The 19307-nt window shown below is 63.1% G+C and carries 17 protein-coding genes; 5 read left to right on the plus strand and 12 right to left on the minus strand.

Going from position 1 to position 19307, the window contains the following annotated elements:
* Positions 1–31: 31 nt before the first annotated feature.
* The 4 genes from AB1N67_RS01800 to betI all read right to left on the minus strand — a co-directional run bounded on the left by AB1N67_RS01800 (position 32) and on the right by betI (position 5980).
* Positions 32–1774, minus strand: a complete 1743-nt coding sequence (locus AB1N67_RS01800) for a potassium/proton antiporter (RefSeq protein ID WP_043212513.1) — start codon at positions 1772–1774, stop codon at positions 32–34.
* Positions 1775–2037: 263 nt separating this feature from the next.
* On the minus strand, positions 2038–3735 hold the full coding sequence (gene betA / locus AB1N67_RS01805; protein ID WP_043212515.1) for a choline dehydrogenase: 1698 nt from the start codon (positions 3733–3735) through the stop codon (positions 2038–2040).
* A 77-nt stretch (positions 3736–3812) separates the two neighbouring features.
* Complete coding sequence (gene betB, locus AB1N67_RS01810) at positions 3813–5285, minus strand: betaine-aldehyde dehydrogenase (protein ID WP_043212517.1); 1473 nt, start codon at positions 5283–5285, stop codon at positions 3813–3815.
* 38 nt (positions 5286–5323) lie between these two features.
* Complete coding sequence (betI, locus tag AB1N67_RS01815; RefSeq protein ID WP_070571690.1) at positions 5324–5980, minus strand: transcriptional regulator BetI; 657 nt, start codon at positions 5978–5980, stop codon at positions 5324–5326.
* Between the two features lie 476 nt (positions 5981–6456).
* On the opposite strand from betI, the gene AB1N67_RS01820 reads away from it, so the two are divergent.
* A complete protein-coding gene (locus tag AB1N67_RS01820) occupies positions 6457–8403 on the plus strand; it encodes a BCCT family transporter (RefSeq protein WP_232092098.1) in 1947 nt (648 codons plus the stop codon).
* 58 nt (positions 8404–8461) lie between these two features.
* Here AB1N67_RS01820 and AB1N67_RS01825 read toward each other — a convergent pair whose 3' ends face one another.
* From AB1N67_RS01825 to gpmI, 5 genes are all read right to left on the minus strand, one after another.
* Positions 8462–8860, minus strand: coding sequence for a hypothetical protein (locus AB1N67_RS01825; protein WP_070571688.1), 399 nt, complete (start codon positions 8858–8860; stop codon positions 8462–8464).
* An 87-nt stretch (positions 8861–8947) separates the two neighbouring features.
* Positions 8948–9712: a divergent polysaccharide deacetylase family protein gene (locus tag AB1N67_RS01830; protein WP_043212528.1), complete on the minus strand. Its 765-nt coding sequence runs from the start codon at positions 9710–9712 to the stop codon at positions 8948–8950.
* A gap of 8 nt (positions 9713–9720) precedes the next feature.
* Positions 9721–11046: a S41 family peptidase gene (locus tag AB1N67_RS01835; protein ID WP_043212530.1), complete on the minus strand. Its 1326-nt coding sequence runs from the start codon at positions 11044–11046 to the stop codon at positions 9721–9723.
* A 79-nt stretch (positions 11047–11125) separates the two neighbouring features.
* Positions 11126–12409 carry a murein hydrolase activator EnvC gene (locus AB1N67_RS01840; RefSeq protein WP_090343308.1) on the minus strand — a complete coding sequence of 428 codons (1284 nt, stop codon included), beginning with the start codon at positions 12407–12409 and terminating at the stop codon, positions 11126–11128.
* 168 nt (positions 12410–12577) lie between these two features.
* Positions 12578–14113: a 2,3-bisphosphoglycerate-independent phosphoglycerate mutase gene (gene gpmI / locus AB1N67_RS01845; RefSeq protein WP_043212538.1), complete on the minus strand. Its 1536-nt coding sequence runs from the start codon at positions 14111–14113 to the stop codon at positions 12578–12580.
* A gap of 202 nt (positions 14114–14315) precedes the next feature.
* On the opposite strand from gpmI, the gene AB1N67_RS01850 reads away from it, so the two are divergent.
* Genes AB1N67_RS01850 through secB form a run of 3 tightly spaced genes read left to right on the plus strand, consistent with a single transcriptional unit; the run spans position 14316 to position 15507 of the window.
* Entirely contained in the window at positions 14316–14729 is a 414-nt protein-coding gene (locus tag AB1N67_RS01850; RefSeq protein ID WP_043212541.1) for a rhodanese-like domain-containing protein, read from the plus strand.
* A 2-nt stretch (positions 14730–14731) separates the two neighbouring features.
* Positions 14732–14986 carry a glutaredoxin 3 gene (gene grxC, locus AB1N67_RS01855; protein ID WP_043212544.1) on the plus strand — a complete coding sequence of 85 codons (255 nt, stop codon included), beginning with the start codon at positions 14732–14734 and terminating at the stop codon, positions 14984–14986.
* A gap of 38 nt (positions 14987–15024) precedes the next feature.
* On the plus strand, positions 15025–15507 hold the full coding sequence (gene secB / locus AB1N67_RS01860) for a protein-export chaperone SecB (RefSeq protein ID WP_043212546.1): 483 nt from the start codon (positions 15025–15027) through the stop codon (positions 15505–15507).
* A 91-nt stretch (positions 15508–15598) separates the two neighbouring features.
* Here secB and trmL read toward each other — a convergent pair whose 3' ends face one another.
* The gene (gene trmL / locus AB1N67_RS01865; protein WP_043212548.1) at positions 15599–16060 is read right to left on the minus strand and encodes a tRNA (uridine(34)/cytosine(34)/5-carboxymethylaminomethyluridine(34)-2'-O)-methyltransferase TrmL; all 462 of its coding nucleotides are present in this window, start codon (positions 16058–16060) and stop codon (positions 15599–15601) included.
* Between trmL and AB1N67_RS01870 the strand changes: the two genes are divergently transcribed.
* The gene (locus AB1N67_RS01870; RefSeq protein ID WP_043212550.1) at positions 16059–16496 is read left to right on the plus strand and encodes a hypothetical protein; all 438 of its coding nucleotides are present in this window, start codon (positions 16059–16061) and stop codon (positions 16494–16496) included. The two genes, trmL and AB1N67_RS01870, sit on opposite strands and share 2 nt — an antisense overlap.
* 246 nt (positions 16497–16742) lie before the next feature.
* Here AB1N67_RS01870 and ntrC read toward each other — a convergent pair whose 3' ends face one another.
* Both ntrC and glnL read right to left on the minus strand, forming a co-directional pair.
* Positions 16743–18179, minus strand: coding sequence for a nitrogen regulation protein NR(I) (gene ntrC, locus AB1N67_RS01875; protein ID WP_367863493.1), 1437 nt, complete (start codon positions 18177–18179; stop codon positions 16743–16745).
* A complete protein-coding gene (glnL, locus tag AB1N67_RS01880) occupies positions 18176–19261 on the minus strand; it encodes a nitrogen regulation protein NR(II) (protein WP_090343303.1) in 1086 nt (361 codons plus the stop codon). Before glnL ends, ntrC begins: the two co-directional genes overlap by 4 nt.
* Positions 19262–19307 lie beyond the last annotated feature (46 nt).

The following is a 19307-nucleotide window of genomic DNA, read 5'->3' on the forward strand; positions in this document are numbered from 1 at the left end:
AGAATTCTTGCGAAACGAGGCAAATCGAAGTTTAGAGGAACAACCCGGGGCCGGGTCGAGTACCTTCCGGGAATCTGACGCCCACTTTCTGGATCTTGTTCCCGTCCATGGTCGCCACGGTCCAGATCGTACTGTTCCATTCGACCTGGTCGCCCACTACTGGAGCGCCTCCGACCTTCTGTCGGATGAACTGGGCAAGCGGCATTTTCGCGTCCAATCCGTCCAGCTTAAGACCATAAAGCGCCGCCACCGCGCCGAGCTCGGCATCGCCTTCGAGCACGAAGTCGCCGAAGAAGCGCAGGTCCAGCCCCCGCTGCGGCGCCTGGCTGAACAGTTTGCCCAGGGCCGGCAGGTTGTGCTCGTGGCCGATCACGCACAGCATGTCGCCGACCTCCAGCACGGTGCTGCCTGAGGGGTGCAGCAGTTGCTCGCCGCGGAACAGTGCGGCGATACGGGTGCCCTCTGGCATCTTCAACTCGCGCAGGGCGGCGCCGATGCACCATTTTTCAGCACCCAGGCGATAGACGAACAGCTCCCACTCGCTGGTGATGTGCACCTCCAGAGCGGAGCGGGAAATCGGGGCCGGGTCCGGCGGCACGGTGACTTTCAACAGCTTGGCCATCCACGGCAGGCTGGTGCCTTGCACCAACAGCGAGACCAGGACGATGAAGAAGGCCAGGTTGAAGAACAGCTGGGCATCGGGCAGGCCGGCCATCAGCGGGAACACGGCAAGAATGATCGGCACGGCGCCGCGCAGGCCGACCCAGCTGATGAAGGCTTTCTCGCGGCCGTGGAAGGCCTTGAACGGCAGCAAGCTGGCCACCACCGACAGGGGGCGCGCGAACAGGATCATCCATAGCGCAAGGCCCAGCGCTGGCAAGGCGATCGGTAGCAGATCGTGAGGCGTGACCAGCAGGCCCAGCACCAGGAACATGCCGATCTGCGCCAACCACGCCATGCCATCGAGCATGTGCAGAATGCCGTGACGGCTGCGGATGGGGCGGTTGCCCAACACCAGGCCGCACAGGTAGACCGCCAGAAAACCGCTGCCGTGCAAGGCGTTGGTCAGCGAGAACACCACCAGGCCGCCGGCGATCACCAGGATCGGATACAGCCCGCCGGCCAGGTTGATGCGATTGACCAGTTGCAGCATCAGCCAGCCACCGCCTAGGCCCAGCAGGCTGCCGATGCCGAACTCGCGCACCAAGTGGGTCAGCAGGCTCCAGTGCAGGCCGGTCTGGCCGCTGGCGATCATGTCGATCAGGGTGACGGTGAGAAAGACCGCCATCGGGTCGTTGCTACCCGACTCGATCTCGAGCGTCGCGGTGACACGCTCGTTCAGGCCCTTGCCACCGAGCAGGGAGAACACCGCCGCGGCGTCGGTGGAGCCGACGATGGCGCCGATCAGAAGGCCTTGGATGAGGCTCAGGTCGAACAGCCAGGCGGCGACCATGCCGGTCAGCCCGGTGGTGATCAGCACGCCGACCGTGGCCAGCGACAACGCGGGCCACAGCGCCACGCGAAAGCTCGCCACCCGCGTGCGCAGGCCGCCGTCCAGCAGGATCACGGCCAGGGCCAGGTTGCCCACCAGATAGGCGGTCGGATAGTTGTTGAAGATGATGCCGCCACCATCGACGCCGGCGACCATGCCGACGGCGAGGATGATGACCAGGATAGGAATGCCAAGGCGCGATGACAGCGAGCTGACCAAGATACTTGCCCCGACCAGCAGTGCGCCGATCAGAAACAGGCTGTTGATGGTGCTCGCATCCAAAGGCAGTACTCCGGTACATCGCGGGGAAAAAGGACTTGATAGCGTTGACTAGCAGGTCGCGTGCCAATCGATTCTAACCTGATGAATTGGCAGCCTGTAAAGCGTTTCTGAAAATGAAAAAGGCACCCCGGAGGGTGCCTTTTTCGGTGTTACCAGTACGGCGCTATCGCGGGACAAGCCCGCTCCTACAGGTACTGCGCTGCGCTTATGGGCAGCGATATCCCTGTGGGAGCGGCGTTGGTCACGGACAAGCCGGGACAGGTTCAGCCCTGCTTGACCTCGCGCATAGGCTTGCCCTTCACCGGTGCGCCATTGGCCACGTAGTACTTGGCGGTGCTGCGCGGCAGCGGCTTGCGGCCACGGATCTTGTCCGAGATTTTCTCGGCGATCATGATCGTGGTGGCATTGAGGTTGCCGGTGATGATGATCGGCATGATCGATGCGTCGACCACACGCAGGCCCTGCATGCCGTGCACGCGGCCTTCGCCATCGACCACCGCCATGTCGTCGGTGCCCATCTTGCACGAGCAGGACGGGTGGAAGGCGGTTTCGGCGTGCTCGCGGATGAACTTGTCCAGTTCCTCGTCGGTCTGCACGTGGGCGCCCGGGCTGATCTCGCGACCACGGTATGGATCCAGCGCCGGCTGGGCCATGATCTCGCGGGTCAGGCGGATGCCGTCGCGGAATTCCTGCCAGTCCTGCTCGGTGGCCATGTAGTTGAACAGGATGCTTGGGTGCTGGCGCGGATCCTTGGACTTGAGTCTGATGCGGCCACGGCTAGGCGAGCGCATCGAACCCATGTGGGCCTGGAAACCGTGTTCCTTCACGCCGTTGGAGCCGTTGTAATTGATCGCAACCGGCAGGAAGTGGTACTGGATGTTCGGCCATTCGAACTCAGGACGGGTGCGGATGAAACCGCCTGCCTCGAACTGGTTGCTGGCGCCGATGCCAGTGCCGTTGAACATCCATTCAGCGCCAATGGCTGGCTGGTTCCACCACAGCAGCGACGGGTACAGCGAAACCGGCTGGGTGCACGCGTATTGCAGGTACAGCTCCAGGTGGTCCTGCAGGTTCTCGCCGACGCCTGGCAGGTCGTGGACGACCGGGATGTCGAGGCTTTCGAGCAGTTCGCGCGGACCGACGCCGGAGCGCTGCAGCAGCTGCGGCGAGGCGATGGCGCCGGAGCTGACGATGACTTCCTTGCGGGCGCGGGCTTCGACGCGCTCTTCGCTGTCGCCGACCAGGTAGGTCACGCCGATGGCGCGCTTGCCGTCGAACAGCACGCGGTCGGTCAGGGCGTGGGTGACGATGGTCAGATTCGGACGCTTCTTGGCCTGGTCCAGATAGCCGCGGGCGGTGCTGGAGCGACGACCGTTCTTGGTCACGGTACGGTCCATCGGACCGAAGCCTTCCTGCTGGTAGCCGTTGAGGTCTTCGGTACGTGGGTAACCCGCCTGCACGCCGGCTTCGACCATGGCGTGGAACAGTGGGTTGTTGCCAGCTTTAGGCGTGGTCACGCTGACCGGGCCTTCGCCGCCGTGGTAGTCGTTCGGGCCGATATCGCGGGTTTCGGCCTTGCGGAAGTACGGCAGGCAGTCCAGGTAGGTCCAGTCTTCGAGGCCTGGCAATTTCGCCCAGCCGTCGAAATCCATGGCGTTGCCGCGGATATAGCACATACCGTTGATCAGCGAAGAGCCACCCAGGCCCTTGCCACGGCCACACTCCATGCGGCGGTTGTTCATGTGCGGCTCAGGATCGGTTTCGTATGCCCAGTTGTAGCGACGGCCCTGCAGCGGGAAGGCCAGGGCGGCTGGCATCTGGGTACGGAAGTCGAAGCGGTAGTCGGGGCCACCGGCTTCCAGCAGCAGTACAGTGACGCCGGCATCTTCGGTCAGGCGGGTCGCCAGGGTGTTACCGGCGGAGCCGGCACCGACGATGATGTAATCGTATTCTTTGGACATGAAAGTACCCTCATGTTGGCGGTGATCAGGGAGCGGAAACGCCCGTGCGCAGCGGCACGGGCGTGGCTAGACAGGGTTCAGAAAACCGAGTTGTAGCCGCCCAGCTCGACCTGGACCGACTTGATGCGAGTGTATTGAGCCAGCGAGCTGACACCGTTCTCACGGCCGACACCCGACTGCTTGTAACCGCCGACCGGCATTTCGGCCGGCGATTCGCCCCAGGCGTTGATCCAGCAGATGCCCGCTTCGAGCTTGTGGATGATGCGGTGGGCGCGGCTGATGTCGTTGGTGCAGACGCCGGCGGCCAGGCCGTACTCGGTGTCGTTGGCGCGACGGATGACTTCTTCTTCGGTTTCGTAGGTCAGGATGCTCATGACCGGGCCGAAGATCTCTTCCTTGACGATGGTCATGTCGTCGGTGCAGTCGGTGAAGACGGTCGGGGCAACGAACGCGCCCTTGGCGAAGTCACCGGCCATCAGACGCTCGCCGCCGCACAGGACGCGGGCACCTTCTTCCTTGCCCTTGGCGATGTAGCCCAGGACGCTTTCCATGTGCGCGAAGCTGACCAGCGGACCGAAGTTGGTGTTCTCGTCTTCCGGGTTGCCGGCACGGATGCGGGCGACGCGTTCGGCGATCTTGGCTTCGAAGGCCGCTTTCATCGACGACGGGATGAATACGCGGGTGCCGTTGGTGCAGACCTGACCGGAGCTGTAGAAGTTGGCCATCATGGCGATGTCGGCGGCCTTGTCCAGGTCGGCGTCGTCGCAGATGATCAGCGGCGACTTGCCGCCCAGTTCCATGGTGACTTCCTTGAGCGTGGAGCTCGAGGCGCTGGCCATGACTTTCTTGCCGGTGGTGGTGCCGCCGGTGAAGGAGACTTTCTCGATGCGCGGGTGCTCGGTCAGCCAGGTGCCCACTTCGCGACCGCTGCCGGTCAGGACGTTGAACACGCCGTCCGGCAGGCCGGCTTCGGTGTAGATCTCGGCCAGCTTCAGGGTGGTCAGCGAGGTGACTTCCGAAGGCTTGAAGATCATGGCGTTGCCGGCGGCCAGGGCCGGGGCGGATTTCCACAGGGCGATCTGGATCGGGTAGTTCCAGGCACCGATGCCGGCGGTCACGCCCAGTGGCTCGCGGCGGGTGTAGACGAAGGAACTCTCGCGCAGCGGGATCTGCTCGCCTTCGATGGCAGGAACCAGGCCTGCGTAGTATTCCAGCACGTCGGCGCCGGTGACGATGTCGACGTAACGGGTTTCGGAATAGGACTTGCCGGTGTCCAGGGTTTCCAGCATGGCCAGCTCGTCGTTGCGCTCGCGCAGGATCTCGACGGCGCGGCGCAGGATGCGCGAACGCTGCATGGCGGTCATTGCGGCCCAGACTTTCTGGCCACGCTCGGCGCTTTCGACGGCGCGCTCGACGTCAGCCTGGGTGGCACGTTGCACGTGGGCGAGGACTTCGCCGGTGGCCGGGTTGATGGCTTCGAAAGTGGCGTCGGTGCTAGCGTCGACGTAACCACCATCAATGTAGAGTTTTTGCGTTCCGAAACGGGCCATAGTGTCCTCGCAAGTGCAGTGTGTGGTTGGCTACCGCGTCACGCTCCTGCCTGGTTGGCAATCGCCGCGCGCGGTTGTTCAGAGGCCTGGTCGGTAGTGTCCAGACTCTGCTGTTTAGCCAGTTGTAGATCCATGTATTCGTAAGCAATCCGTATTGCCTGGTCGGTGTCGAATGCATCACCGGACAGCGCGCCACGCAGCCACAGGCCATCGATCAGGGCCGCCAGTCCGCGGGCAGCCTTGCGCGCATGGTAGAGCGGCAGGACGCGACGGAACTGGCAGCACAGGTTGGAATACAAGCGGTGGTCGTTGATCCGCTGCAACCTGTGCAGGTCTGGCTGGTGCATGCTGGAGGCCCAGAAGGCCAACCAGGTTTTCATTGCCGGGCCGTTCACCTGGCTCGCATCGAAGTTGCCCTCGATGATCACTTTCAGGTGGGCGCGCGGGCTGTCGTCCGTCAGTGCCTGGCGACGCGCCGCAACGCCTTCGTTGAGCATGCTCATGATGTAACCCATCGTCGCTGCGATCAGGCCGTTCTTGTCCCGAAAGTAGTGACTGATGATGCCGTTCGACACACCGGCCAAACGGGCAATCAGCGCAATGCTGGCATCTCCCAGTCCCACCTGATCGACCGCCTGCAACGTGGCTTCGATCAACTGCTGGCGGCGGATGGGTTGCATACCGACCTTGGGCATGTTGCATATCTCCTCAGGCCTGCGAGCAGACGACGAGCGGCTGCCTCGGCGAAGGCCAGTCTATTTTGTTTTGATTGAACGTTCAATCAATAAAGAATAAGCTCTGCGACAATTTGTGCCATTGACAGTTTTTCAGCTGATCGAGAAGGCACGGATTGACACCCCAGGAAATCGCGTAACCCCCGGAATACAAGGCGTTGACGGGCAAGAGCGATGCGAAATGCAGATTCCGCCGAGCGGTCATGGGCCGCGCGGGCAGCCACTGGAGCGGGCTTGGATCTGTTTTATTTGCAACGATTCGATTCGGGATCGCGATTTCCTAGGTGCTTTTATAACACCTGATGCTGTGGGGCTATTGCACCATTTGCTCGGGAAGACTGATTAGCCTCCACTCCCGCACTGCCCGGAGCATTCGTGCAATGAGTTCTGCCTCCCTAACCAACCCTCCCGCCGAACGGGTACGGGTCAACCGCGTTGTGTTCTATACCTCCGCGTTGCTGGTCCTCGTTTTGACCGCCCTGCTTATCGCTGTCCCTGAAACCGCCGGCCGTGTGCTGAGCGTGGCGCAGGCCTGGCTGACCCGTACCTTCGGTTGGTACTACATGCTGGTGATCTGCGGATACCTGCTGTTCGTCGTCTATCTGGCCTTCTCCGACTTCGGCAAGCTCAAGCTTGGCGGCAAAGATGACCAACCCGATTTCAGCTACGGCGCCTGGGCCGGCATGCTGTTCTCCTCAGGTATCGGTATCTCGCTGCTGTATTTCGGCGCCTCCGAGCCGCTGGACCATTATTTCAACCCGCCTGAAGGTGCCGCCGCGAGCCATGAAGCCGCGCGCCAGGCGCTGCAACTGACCTTCCTGCACTGGGGCCTGCATGGCTGGGCGATCTACGCCCTGGTTGGCTTGGCCGTGGGCTACTTCGCCTATCGCCACAACCAGCCGTTGGCCCTGCGTTCGGCTCTGTACCCGCTGGTCGGTGAGCGCTGGGTCAAGGGCGCTGCCGGCAACGCAGTGGACATCTTCGGCATGTTCGTCACCTTGCTGGGCCTGGTGACCAACCTGGGTATCGGTTCGATGCAGGTGGCGTCGGGCCTTGAGTACCTGTTCGGCATCGACCACAGCAAGACCAACCTGCTGGCGGTGATTCTGGTCATGGCCGGCGTGGCGACCGTGGCTGCGGTGTCGGGCGTGGAAAACGGTATCCGCCGTCTGTCCAACCTGAACATCATGCTGTTCAGTGGTCTGTTGATCTTCGTTCTGTTGGGTGGCAACACCCTGCACCTGCTCAACGGCTTCGTGCAGAACATCGGTGACTACCTCAATGGCATCGTGCTCAAGACGTTCGACCTGTACGTCTATGAAGGCGACGGCGCCAAGTCCGAGCGCTGGCTGGGCCTGTGGACCGTGTTCTACTGGGCCTGGTGGATCTCCTGGGGCCCATTCGTCGGTATGTTCATTGCCCGTATCTCCAAGGGCCGTACCGTGCGCCAGCTGGTCAGTGGCGTGCTGTTGATCCCGCTGGGCTTTACCCTGGCGTGGCTGTCGATCTTCGGCAACACCGCGCTGGACCTGGTGGTTAACCAGGGCGCTGTGGAGTTGGGCAAGACCGCGTTGGAACAGCCGTCGATGTCGATCTATCAGTTGCTGGAATTCTTCCCGGCAGCCAAGTTCGTCATCGGTGTGGCGGTGTTCGTCGGCTTCGTGCTGTTCCTCACCCCGGCCGACTCCGGTGCAGTGATGATGGCCAACCTGTCGTGCAAAGGCGGCAAGGTGGATGAAGACGCCCCGCACTGGATGGTGGTGTTCTGGTCGGTCGTCATTACGCTGGTAACCATCGGCCTGCTGTTCGCCGGTAACTTCGAAGCCATGCAGACCATGGTGGTTCTGGCTGGCTTGCCGTTCTCCGTGGTGCTGGTGCTGTTCATGTTCGGTCTGTACAAGGCCATGAAGCAGGACGTTGCGGTCGAGCAGGAGCGTGCCGAACTGGCTGCCCGTGGCCGTCGTGGCTTCAGCGAGCGCCTGAGCCAGATGGATTTGCAGCCGAGCCAGGCCGTGGTCCAGCGCTTCATGGACAAGTACGTCAGCCCGGCGCTCAAGGAAGCTGCCGCGCAGATGCGTAACCAGGGCTTCGATGTCGAGGCACGTGCCGGTCACTCCCGTTCGCTGATGGGTCTGCGCGTGATGATGGAAGAGGGTAATCCCTTCGTCTACGAAGTGAGCCTGGATGGCTACCAGGCCGCGCCGAGCGAGGCCGCGGCAGAAGGTGAGGCAGAAGTGCGCCAGCGTTTCTACCGCGCTGAGGTCTACCTGCATGATGGCAGCCAGGAATACGACCTGATGGGCTTCACGCCGGAGCAGATCGTGCGCGACGTGCTGGATCAGTTCGAAAGCCACCGCCAGTTGCTGGGCCGTGTCTATAGCTGATAGCGCCTGAGCTTGTCATGACAAAGGCCCGACTCGCGAGAGTCGGGCCTTTGTCGTTTCAGGGGGCTTGCAGGAGCAACAGGTCTTCGCGTGGCGCCGAGTGGTGTTTGGCGATGTCCTCGGCTTTGGTGCAGAGCTTCAGGGGCAGGTCCTGCCATTTGAATTCCTGGCTGGCATGGCGAAGCATTTGGTAGCCAGCCGGCTCGTTGCAGTCGAGGGTCCCGGGTGGGCCGTGCTTGATGCGATAGCACTGAAGGTCCGGCGGGGCGATCTTCCAGGTGACCTTCATGTCGCCGTTGTCGAGGCGCTCTAGGGTCATGTCCGGATCGGGAACGGGCGCTGGCCAGAGCATCCGCGCAGAAGGCCAGGCCTGCATACCGGGCACTGGGCCGGCCAACGCAGGCGAGGCAATCCAGGCGAATGCCAGCCCTAGGCAGATCGAATGTCGCGCGAGCATGGTGACCCTCCTTATTTGTGTAGAAGGGCCACTGTGAGTGCTGAAAGTGAGCGCAGCGCGGTACATCTTTAGTGAAGCGTGATGGCTTCAGCGGTTGCTGTAACGGCCATGCTTGCCATGGGCGGGCATGGCCTGGTTGCTCCGTTCGGCGATCATCTGGTGAAGGCCGATCAGCTCTATGCCCTGCTGCTTGAGTCGGGGAAGTTCTCGTTCCAGCACGTCCAGGGTCTGAGGGTAGGGGTGGCCGATGAGCACCGCCGAGCCTTGTCTGCGGGCCAAGGCCACGCCCTGCTGCAGCTGCGCGGAGATGGCCTCGGTGGTGCGGGTATCGTCCAGGAAGACATCTCGCGAAACATGCGCCAGTCCAAGTGCCTGGGCCTTGGCCGCGGCCACGGTGGCGGCACTGGTGCGGCTGTCGACGAAGAACAGGTGGCGCCGCTGCAACTCTGCCATCAGCCAGGTCATGGGCTCGGCCTGGGAGGTCATGCGGCTGCCCATATGATTGTTGATGCCGGCGGCGAAGGGCACTTTGGCCAAGGCGGCATCCAGGCGGCGGGCGAGCTCTTCGATCGGGGTGCCTGGGTGCCAGGCGTACGGGCCGGTGGCAGGGTCCATGGGCATGTGCAGGATCACCGTGCGCCCGGCTTTGTGGGCTTGGCGGGCGAAGTCGGTGGCATGGGGCGTATCGGGCATGATAGCCATCGTGATCGGGCCCGGCAGGGCGAGGGTGCGGCTGTCGCGCTCGCTGCTCTGGCCCAGGTCGTCGATGATGATGCTCATGTAGGCCTTGGCCGGCGCCGCATGGGCGGTGCCGGCCAACAGGCAGAACAGCGTCAACAGCAGGTAACGCATGAGACGGGTCAGTCGCCCTTGGTGATGTTCAGGCCTTTGAGCAGGCTCAGGGCCTGGCTGAGCTGGAAGTCACCATCCTGCGGCCGCTCCTTGCGCTTGCTGCTGCCGGTCGGACGGTCGGCACCGCCGTTGCCGTTGCCCAGGTGGCCCTGCAGGTCGGCTTCCTTGAAGTTCTCGGTGTCCGCTTCGGCGGTGAGCTTGGCTGGGCGTACCTCGATGTCCGGGACAATGCCCTGGGCCTGGATCGAACGGCCGTTGGGCGTGAAGTACAGCGCGGTGGTGAGCTTGAGCGCGCGGTCGTTGTTCAGCGGCAACACGGTCTGTACCGAGCCCTTGCCGAAGCTGTCGGTGCCCATCAGCACCGCACGCTTCTGGTCCTGCAGGGCGCCTGCGACGATTTCCGAAGCCGAGGCGCTGCCGCCGTTGATCAGCACCACCAGCGGCACGCCTTCGCTGGCGTCGGCCCGGTCGGCGGAGAAGCGCAGCTCGGAGTTGGCGATGCGGCCCTTGGTGTAGACGATCAGGCCTTTGGTGAGGAAGTGGTCGGCCACTTCCACCGCCGATTGCAGGACGCCGCCGGGGTTGTTGCGCAGGTCCAGGACCACGCCGCGCAGTTTCTTGCCGTTGTCCTTGCGCAGCTTGGCCAATGCCTTGCCGACTTCCTCGCCGGTCTTGACCTGGAACTGGGTGATACGGATGTAGCCGTAGTCGTTCTCCAGCAGCTGACTCTTGACGCTCTTGACCTGGATCACCGCGCGGGCGAGGGTCACGTCGAAGGGCGTGCCGCCGTCGCGGACTAGGGTCAGGGTGATCTTCTCGCCCACCTTGCCGCGCATCTTGTCCACGGCTTCGGTCATGGTCTGGCCGCGGGTCGGGGCGCCGTTGATCTTGACGATCAGATCGCCTGCCTCGATGCCGGCGCGCGAGGCCGGGGTGTCGTCGATCGGCGACACCACCTTGACGAAGCCGTCCTCCATGCCCACTTCGATCCCCAGGCCGCCGAACTCGCCGCTGGTGCTTTCCTGCAGCTCTTGGAAGTCCTCTGGGCCCAGATAGGCCGAGTGAGGGTCGAGATTGCTCAGCATGCCCTTGATGGCGTTTTCCAGGAGGGTCTTGTCGTCCACCGGCTCGACATAGGCGGCCTTGATGCGATCAAGGACCTCGGCGAAGGTGCGCAGCTCATCCAGCGGCAGTGGCGCCTTGGCGGTCACCTCGGTGGCCGGTACCGCCGCGCGGCTGGCCGGTGCGGCCGGCTCGGCGGCGGAAACCAGGGGCGCGCCGACCACCAGGGCGATGGTCAGGGCCAGCTGGGTGAGGCGAGACGAGTGCAGCATGTCGAACGAACTCCTGATCCTGTTGGTGCTCCCTCGAAGGAGCATCGGCGCAGCTGTGGCTATGCCGTAAAAAAGGTGACTAACCGCGGCACCACTGCGAAGGGTCGGTGGGGCGACCCTGCTGGCGAATGGCGAAATACAGGCCCGAGCTGTCCTGTCCACCGCTGTCGCCAACGGTGGAGATGGCCTCTCCGGCCTTGACGATGTCGCCGGCGCGCTTGAGCAGGCTCTGGTTGTGGCCGTACAGACTCAGGTAACCATTACCATGGTCGAGAATGACCAGAAGTCCAGCGCCACGCAACCAGTCGGCGAACACCACGCGCCCGCCGTGTACGGCGCGCACCTGGGTGCCCGGGTTGGCGCCGATCATCACACCGTCCCACTTGGCCCGGTCATCGCCACCGCGTGCATCGCCGAAGCGTGCCAGCAATCGACCATTGACCGGCCAGGGAAGTTTTCCGCGGGCAGCAGAAAAAGCGCCGCCGTAGCTTGCGCCTTCGCTGGAAACGAGGGGGCCGAGGGTGGTGCGGGTTTTTTTCGGGGCTTCTTCTTCGTTGGCGGCAAGGGCCTGCTGCTGGCGGCGCTGCTCTTCGGCCTGCTGCTGGGCCAGCAAGGCTTTCTTGCGGGCTTCTTCGGCTTCGCGGGCCTGGCGGGCGAGGGTTTCCTCGATGGTCTTGAGGACCTTGGTCAGCTCGGCCTGATCCTGCTGGCGGGACTGCAGTTTCTGGTCGCGAGCCTGCATGTCGGTGTTGAGCTTGGCCAGGACTTGCCGGCGTTCGTTGCGCACGGCCTCAAGTTCCTGGCGGCGGCTGTCGAGGTTGCCACGCTGGGCCAGCAATTGCGCCTGTTGGCGGCTGATGTCCTGCTCGACGTTGGCCAGCTGGCGCAGGGTCTCGTTGAAGGTGCGCAGTTGTTCGAGGCGCGCCTTGCTCAGGTAGTCGTAATAGGTGAGGGTGCGGGCGAATTTCTCGGGATTCTGCTGGTTGAGCAGCAGCTTGAGGTATTCCTCGCGGCCGCTCTGGTAGGCGGAGCGGGCCTGGATGGCGATCAGTCGCTGTTGTTCAACGCGGGCGCTCTGGAGTTTTTTTTTCTCGGTATCAAGGCGCTCCAGCTCGCCCTCGGTCTTTTTTAGTTCTTGTTGCAGAGCCTCCACCTGCTTTTCCAGGTCGCCGATTTCGGTCTCGGTGGACTTGAGGTCTTTTTGCACGCCGGACTTTTCCTCCTGGAGCTTGCCCAGCATCTTCTTCAGCTCGGCGATGTCCTGGCGGGTGGCTTCCAGTTGTTGCTGGGTCTGCGCGCGCTCGTCGGCAAAGGCCGGGCTGAGCAGGCAGGACAGGGCGAGTAGGATCAGGGCGCGAAGCATGGAGTTGGGCGTACCAGGGATGGAGACTGGCCTAGTATGCCCGCCTGGGCCTGCAAAAAAAACGTCTCGCAGTGTCAGCGGTCAGCTTCAAGCTGCAAGTGTCAAGAAACAGCGAGCGCTGGCCCGCTTTTTATTGCCACTTGCAGCGTGTGCTTCGCGACGTGTGGATCAGTCGTCGACGAGGATCGACGTACCGGTCATTTCGGCAGGCTTTTCCAGGCCCAGCAGCTTGAGCATGGTTGGCGCCACGTCCGCCAGCACGCCGCCTTCGCGAACCTTGAGGTTGCGCTTGCCGACATAGATGAACGGCACAGGCTCGGTGGTATGGGCGGTGTGCGCTTGGCCCGTGCAGGCGTCTTCCATCTGCTCGACGTTGCCATGGTCGGCGGTGATCAGCGCTTCGCCGCCCACCTTGTCCAGTGCCTGGACGATGCGTCCGACGCAGCCGTCCAGCGCCTCGACCGCCTTGACCGCGGCTTCGAACACACCGGTGTGGCCGACCATGTCGCCGTTGGCGTAGTTGACCACGATCACGTCGTAGCGCTGCTGCTCGATGGCCTCGACGATACGATCGGTGACTTCCGGTGCGCTCATTTCCGGCTGCAGGTCGTAGGTGGCGACCTTCGGCGATGGGATCAGGATGCGCTCCTCGCCTTCGAACGGCTCCTCACGACCACCCGAGAAGAAGAAGGTGACGTGGGCGTACTTCTCGGTCTCGGCGATGCGCAGCTGGGTCTTGCCCTTCTTGGCCAGGTATTCGCCGAGTACATTGTCCAGGCTGGCTGGGGCGAACGCGGCCGGGGCCGGGATCTTGGCCGAGTATTGGGTCAGGCCAATATAGGCGGCCAGCTTGGGCAGACGGGCGCGAGGGAACTCGTTGAAGTCTGCCTCGACGAATGCGCGGGACAGCTCGCGGGCACGGTCGGCACGGAAGTTCATGAAGATGACGGCGTCGCCGTCCTCGACCTTGACGGCTTCTCCGATGCGGGTGGCCTTGACGAACTCATCGCTTTCATCACGGGCATAGGCCGCTTCCAGGCCGGCCAGGGCCGATGGCGCGGTGTAGTCGGCGACGCTGTCGACAATCAGGTTGTAGGCGGCGCTGACACGGTCCCAGCGGTTGTCGCGGTCCATGGCGTAGTAGCGGCCGATGAGGCTGGCGATGCGGCCCTTGCCCAGTTTGGCGAAGGTGGCATCGAGCAGTTCGATGGACGACTGCGCGCTGCGCGGTGGAGTATCGCGGCCATCGAGGAAGGCATGCAGGTAAATCTTGTCGGCGCCACGCTGCGCGGCCAGTTCGGCCATCGCGATGAGGTGATCCTGGTGGCTGTGTACGCCACCGTCGGACAGCAGGCCGAGAATATGCACGGCCTTGCCGGCGCCCACGGCCTTGTCCACCGCGCCGGTGAGCACCGGGTTGCTGAAGAACTCGCCATCGCGGATGGCCTTGGTGACCCGGGTGAAGTCCTGGTACACCACTCGCCCGGCACCGAGGTTCATGTGACCGACCTCGGAGTTGCCCATCTGGCCGTCGGGCAGGCCGACATCCATGCCGGAACCGGAGATCAACCCGTTGGGCTGGCTGGCGCGCAGGCGATCGTAGACCGGTGTATTGGCGGCGAAGATGGCGTTGTATTCGGGGCTTTCGCTATGCCCGAAACCATCGAGGATAATCAGGACCAAGGGTTTTGGCGTGTTCGTCATCAATCCTACTCACGGTTGCAAGATGATAAAGACACGCATTTTAGGGCAAATCGGCCAGCGGCGGCCAATTTCCTCCAAATGAACGGGCAGTGCCCGACAGGCTGTCGATACGAGGGATTTTCCAGTGGGGCCGCCGGGCTTTGGCGGGCCTGGGGGGCTGTGTATACTGGCCGGCATTTTCAATCGCGTGGAACACCCTCAGATGGTTGCTAACCTGATTCAATTTGCGACAAACCACTACATCCTGGTGGCGATCTTCGTTGTTCTACTGGTCCTGCTGCTCATCAACGAAATCCGCCGTGGTGGCCAGAGTCTGAGCAACGGCCAGCTGACCGCGCTGGTCAACGCCGACAAAGGCGTGGTGATCGACATCCGTCCGAGCAAGGAATACTCGTCGGGCCATATCGTCGGCGCCCTGAACATCCCGCAGGACAAACTGGTCAACCGTATGGCCGAGCTGGACAAGCACAAGGGCAAGACCCTGATCGTCGTTGACAGCATGGGCCAGCAGTCCGGCACCATCTGCCGCGAGCTGCTCAAGGCTGGTTACACTGCCGCCAAGCTCAGCGGTGGCGTTTCCAGCTGGAAAGCCGATAACCTGCCCCTGGTGAAGTGATCATGAAGCCTGTCATCGTCTACTCCAGCGACTATTGCCCCTATTGCATGCGTGCCAAGTACCTGCTTGAGAGCAAGGGCGTGGCCTTCGAGGAAATCAAGGTCGACGGCAAGCCGCAAGTGCGCGCCGAGATGAGCCAGAAGGCGGGCCGCACCTCGGTACCGCAGATCTGGATCGGCACCACCCACGTTGGCGGATGCGATGACCTCTATGCATTGGAGCGGGCGGGCAAACTCGATGCCCTGCTCGAGGCTTGAATCACAGCTCTTACATAACCATTAGGAAAAGATCTGCCATGACTGACCAGCAGAACAACGGCGCCGCCGACGACAATTCCCCGCAATTCTCCCTGCAGCGCATCTACGTGCGCGACCTTTCCTTCGAGGCGCCGAAGAGCCCGCAGATCTTCCGTCAGCAGTGGGAACCGAGCGTCTCGCTGGACCTCAACACCCGCCAGAAAGCCCTGGAAAGCGATTTCCACGAAGTGGTGCTGACCCTGTCCGTGACCGTCAAGAACGGTGAAGAAGTGGCCTTCATCGCCGAAGTGCAGCAGGCCGGTATCTTCCTGATCAAGAACCTGGATGCGGCCTCCATGAGCCATACCCTTGGTGCGTTCTGCCCGAACATTCTGTTCCCGTATGCCCGCGAGACCCTGGACAGCCTGGTGACCCGTGGTTCGTTCCCGGCGCTGATGCTCTCCCCGGTCAACTTCGACGCCTTGTACGCGCAGGAAATGCAGCGCATGCAGGAAGCCGGCGAAGCGCCGACCATGCAGTAATCGCTGTAAAAAAAAGCAAAGGGCGACTTCGGTCGCCCTTTTTTGTCGGTGAGTTCCCGGTTCGCGGGTTTGCCCCCGAACAGGCTGGGCATCAACTGCCGGCAAAGCCCTGCTGGCGCCACGCCTCGTAGACGGTTACCGCCACGGTGTTGGACAGGTTCAGGCTGCGGCAGCCGGGCCGCATGGGCAGGCGCAGGCGCTGCTGCGCAGGCAGGCTGTCCAGCACCTCGGTGGGCAAGCCCCGGCTCTCGGGGCCGAACAGGAAGGCATCGCCCGGCTGGTAATCGACCTCGTGGAAGGCATGCGAGCCTTTGGTGGTAAAGGCGAACAGTCGCGGCTGGCCGAGGCTCTCCAGGCAGTCAGCCAGGCTCTGGTAGCGCTTGAGCGTGGCATACTCGTGGTAATCCAACCCTGCCCGGCGCAAGCGCTTGTCGTCCAGCTCGAAGCCCAGCGGCTCGATCAGGTGTAGGGCGCAGCCGCTATTGGCGCAGAGGCGGATAATGTTGCCGGTATTCGGCGGAATCTCTGGTTGAAAGAGGATGACGTGAAACATGCACGGCTCCAGGCGTGAAGATGACGAGCATTCTACTCTTGAACCCGACCTGCGTTCGAAGGCTTGGCCACGTGTGCTGTTGTCCCTGGCAATCGTCGGCATGATGGTGGGGTTGATGATCGGACGCCTGACTGCGCCCCAAGAGCGGGTGCTCGAACAGGTGGAAGTGGTGCAGGACGGCCTGGATTTGTGGTTCAACGACGAGCCCAAGCTGCACGGTGAAACGGTGCAGGGCACGGTGGCTGTTGTGTTCCAGGCCGAGGGCCAGCCCCAGCGAGGCCAGTTGCAAGTGCAAGGAAAGCCGGCTGGCTGGCGGTTACAGAACAGCGAGGAAGGTTTGTTGCTGACGGTGGTCGCCGCGCGCCCTCTGCACGGCGAGTGGAGCGGTGCACAGGACGCTGGGCGCTGGCGGGTGCAGGTGAGGCTGCACGAATAAAAGAGGGGATGTCCCGGCCTGCCTGTACCGAGGTCCCCGAAACTGGAGATATCTGTCTTATTGCAGATGCCGTGCCAGTTTCTGAATCTACAGAAACGCTGGGTATTGAGCGGTTTTGGCGGGGTTTTTCGAGATTTTGTGCCTCGGTGCGGTGCAGAGGGCACAGGATCGGTGCAGATGGAGCCTTTGGGGCTGCTGGGGGCCGCGGTGCGGCCCCACAATAAAAAATGGCGGATTCAGCGAGGATCAATGATCGTCGCCATCTTCCTCATCCCCGCCGTCGACGCGCATTCCCAGTTCCTTGATCTTGCGTGTCAGGGTATTGCGTCCCCAGCCCAGCAGTACGGCGGCATCCCGGCGGCGGCCTGCGGTGTGCTTGAGGGCGGTCTCGATCATGATGCGCTCGAAGCTGGGCACGGCGCTGTCGAGCAGGTTCGACTGGCCGCGGGCCAGGGCCTGGTCGGCCCACTGGCGCAGGGCCTGCTCCCAGTTGGTGACCGGTGCCGAGTCCTGCGGCAGGTTGAGCAACTCCGGCGGCAGGTCGCCGATCAGCACTTCGCGGCTGGAGGCCATGACGGTGATCCAGCGGCAAGTGTTCTCCAATTGGCGGACGTTGCCCGGCCAGGGCAGATTGCGCATGAACTCTTCGGTTTCCGGCTTGAGCAGCTTGGGCTCGACGGTCAGTTCCTTGGCGGCGCGACCAAGGAAGTGCCGCGCCAGGGCAGGGATGTCCTCGCGCCGATCGGCCAGGCGCGGAATATGGATACGGATCACGTTCAGGCGGTGGAACAAGTCTTCGCGAAACTTGCCGGCCTGCACCAGCGACTCCAGGTTCTGGTGGGTCGCGGCGATGATGCGCACGTCCACCTTGACCGGCACATGACCACCCACCCGGTAGAACTCGCCGTCGGCCAGGACCCGCAGCAGGCGGGTCTGGGTGTCGGCGGGCATGTCGCCGATCTCGTCGAGAAACAACGTACCGCCATCGGCCTGCTCGAAGCGGCCGCGGCGCAGGTTGGCGGCCCCGGTGAAGGCGCCTTTCTCGTGGCCGAACAGTTCGGATTCCATCAAGTCCTTCGGGATTGCCGCCATGTTCAGGGCAATGAAGGGTGATGCCGCCCGCGGACTGTGGCGGTGCAGGGCGTGGGCGACCAACTCCTTGCCGGTACCGGACTCGCCGTTGATCAGTACCGTGATGTTGGAATGGCTGAGGCGACCGATCGCGCGGAACACCTCCTGCATCGCCGGCGCCTCGCCGATGATTTCCGGCGTGCGGGCCAGGCTTGTCGGCACATCGAGTGCCTGTTGTTCCTGGGCATGTTGATTGGCGCGCTTGACCAGCGAGACTGCATCGTCCACGTCGAACGGCTTGGGCAGGTATTCAAAGGCGCCACCTTGATAGGAGGCGACGGCGCTGTCTAGGTCCGAATGGGCGGTCATGATAATGACCGGCAGGCGCGGGTGTTGCTCGCGGATCTGTGCAAGCAGGTCCAGGCCGCTGGTGCCGGGCATGCGGATGTCGGAGATGATCACGTCCGGTTGCTGGCGGGCCAGGCGGCCCATGACGCCGTCGGCGCTGTCGAAGCTCTGGGTGGTCATGCCTTCTTGCTGCAGGGCTTTTTCCAGTACCCAGCGGATGGAGCGATCATCATCGACGATCCAGACGGTTTCACTTCGGCTCATGAGGCGGTGGCTCCTTGTTCCAGGGGCAGGTAGATCGAGAAGGTGGTGTGGCCGGGGTGGCTGTCACATTCGATCAAGCCCTGGTGCTGGCTGATGATGTTCTGAGTGATGGCCAGGCCAAGCCCGGTGCCGTCCGGGCGGCCGCTGACCATGGGGTAGAAGAGGGTGTCCTGCAGTTGCGCGGGGATGCCCGGGCCGTTGTCGGTGATCTCGACCCGCGCGACCAACCGATGGCGCACATGGCCAATGGTGAACTGGCGCACCGCGCGGCTGCGCAGGGTGATGCGGCCCAGGCGCAGGTCGTTCTGGCTGGCGATCGCCTGCATGGCGTTGCGCACGATGTTGAGCACTGCCTGGATCATCTGTTCGCGGTCGACCAGCACATCCGGCAGGCTCGGGTCGTAGTCGCGCACCAGCGTGATGCCGCCCTGGCTTTCGGCTTCCACCAGGCTGCAGACCCGCTCCAGCACTTCGTGGATGTTGGTCATGGCCAAAGATGGCAGTTTGTTGGAGCCGAGCATGCGGTCGACGAGGTTTCGCAGGCGGTCGGCCTCCTCGATGATCACATTGGTGTAGTCGCGAAGGTCGTCATGCGGCAGCTCCCGGGCCAGCAGTTGCGCCGCCCCGCGGATGCCGCCGAGGGGGTTCTTGATCTCGTGAGCCAGGCCGCGTACGAGCAGCTTGGTGGTTTCCTGCTTGCTCAGCTGGGCTTCTTCCTTGGTGATACGTAGCAGGCGGTCACGGGGGTGGACCTCCAGCAGCAGCAGGGTCTGGCCCTGGTGCAGGATCGGCGTCACGGCGTAGTCGACGGTGATGCTCTGGCCGGTCAGCGAGGTCAGTTGCGCTTCGCGCTTGGTGAACGGGTGCGCCTGCTCCACGGCCAGGCGCAGAGAGTTGAGCGCTTCGACCGACTCGGTGAACAGCTCGCTGATGAACTGGCCGTGACTGCGCTGACCACTGACCGCCAGCAGCATTTCAGCGGCAGGGTTCATGTACTCCAGGCGCAACTCGGCATTGAGCAAGAGCGTGGCCGTGGTCAGGTTGTCCAGGAGCAGTCGGTGCTGTGCATCGCTGATGGTCATAAGGCGTCGTCGACCTCTTTTGGCGCTTGCCAGGCACTGTTTTGGA

Origin of the sequence: Pseudomonas guariconensis (genome assembly GCF_040822035.1) — a bacterium.
GTDB lineage: Bacteria > Pseudomonadota > Gammaproteobacteria > Pseudomonadales > Pseudomonadaceae > Aquipseudomonas > Aquipseudomonas guariconensis.

Coding starts and splice junctions, on each gene's coding strand:
- betA (WP_043212515.1), bottom strand. CDS start 3,735: ATGTCCAAAGAATACGATTACATCATCGTCGGTGCCGGCTCCGCCGGT.
- betB (WP_043212517.1), bottom strand. CDS start 5,285: ATGGCCCGTTTCGGAACGCAAAAACTCTACATTGATGGTGGTTACGTC.
- betI (WP_070571690.1), bottom strand. CDS start 5,980: ATGCCCAAGGTCGGTATGCAACCCATCCGCCGCCAGCAGTTGATCGAA.
- AB1N67_RS01825 (WP_070571688.1), bottom strand. CDS start 8,860: ATGCTCGCGCGACATTCGATCTGCCTAGGGCTGGCATTCGCCTGGATT.
- AB1N67_RS01830 (WP_043212528.1), bottom strand. CDS start 9,712: ATGCGTTACCTGCTGTTGACGCTGTTCTGCCTGTTGGCCGGCACCGCC.
- AB1N67_RS01835 (WP_043212530.1), bottom strand. CDS start 11,046: ATGCTGCACTCGTCTCGCCTCACCCAGCTGGCCCTGACCATCGCCCTG.
- AB1N67_RS01840 (WP_090343308.1), bottom strand. CDS start 12,409: ATGCTTCGCGCCCTGATCCTACTCGCCCTGTCCTGCCTGCTCAGCCCG.
- gpmI (WP_043212538.1), bottom strand. CDS start 14,113: ATGACGAACACGCCAAAACCCTTGGTCCTGATTATCCTCGATGGTTTC.
- AB1N67_RS01850 (WP_043212541.1), top strand. CDS start 14,316: ATGGTTGCTAACCTGATTCAATTTGCGACAAACCACTACATCCTGGTG.
- grxC (WP_043212544.1), top strand. CDS start 14,732: ATGAAGCCTGTCATCGTCTACTCCAGCGACTATTGCCCCTATTGCATG.
- secB (WP_043212546.1), top strand. CDS start 15,025: ATGACTGACCAGCAGAACAACGGCGCCGCCGACGACAATTCCCCGCAA.
- AB1N67_RS01870 (WP_043212550.1), top strand. CDS start 16,059: ATGCACGGCTCCAGGCGTGAAGATGACGAGCATTCTACTCTTGAACCC.
- trmL (WP_043212548.1), bottom strand. CDS start 16,060: ATGTTTCACGTCATCCTCTTTCAACCAGAGATTCCGCCGAATACCGGC.
- ntrC (WP_367863493.1), bottom strand. CDS start 18,179: ATGAGCCGAAGTGAAACCGTCTGGATCGTCGATGATGATCGCTCCATC.
- glnL (WP_090343303.1), bottom strand. CDS start 19,261: ATGACCATCAGCGATGCACAGCACCGACTGCTCCTGGACAACCTGACC.